The following is a 565-nucleotide window of genomic DNA, read 5'->3' as shown; positions in this document are numbered from 1 at the left end:
GGTGGCCGATTACCTGGTCTACAACCTGCAACACACCAACAAGCGCATTCACCTGATTTCCGGCCTGGGTGGCAGCTACCGCGAGCAGATGCGCAGCGTACGCGCCAACGACCTGGTGATCGCCATCAGTTTCACCCCCTACGGTAAAGAGACCCAGCACTGCCTGCGCATCGCCCAGCACCACCAGGCCAAGACCCTGATCATCACCGATAGCAACCTCTCGCCCCTGGCCAAGCGGGCGAATGCGGTGCTGCTGGTCAATGAGGGTTCGTCGTTTGCCTTCCGTTCGTTGAGCGCCACCTTGTGCCTGTGCCAGGCGTTATTCATTGCCGTGGCGTATCGACTGGAATTGAAGGTGGACGAAATTCACGAGCAAGTCGGATTCGACGACTGACCATCAAACACCCCAAATCAAATGTGGGAGGGGGCTTGCCCCCGATAGCGGTGTATCAGTCACCACATTTGCCAACTGAACTACCGCTATCGGGGGCAAGCCCCCTCCCACAGTGGATCTCCACTGTTTGTACAAATACCTTATGACTGGAAATCGACCATGAAAAAAACA

General features: G+C 56.3%; 1 protein-coding gene. It reads left to right on the top strand.

Going from position 1 to position 565, the window contains the following annotated elements:
• Positions 1-394, top strand: a 394-nt coding sequence (locus tag DNU06_RS17605) for a MurR/RpiR family transcriptional regulator (RefSeq protein ID WP_146239334.1), incomplete at its 5' end; no start/stop codon positions are given.
• Positions 395-565: the final 171 nt, after the last annotated feature.

Origin of the sequence: Putridiphycobacter roseus (genome assembly GCF_003234935.1) — a bacterium.
Taxonomy (GTDB): domain Bacteria; phylum Bacteroidota; class Bacteroidia; order Flavobacteriales_D; family Crocinitomicaceae; genus Putridiphycobacter; species Putridiphycobacter roseus.
Note: the sequence above shows the minus strand (reverse complement) of the source record. Positions and strands in the feature narration are given on the sequence as shown.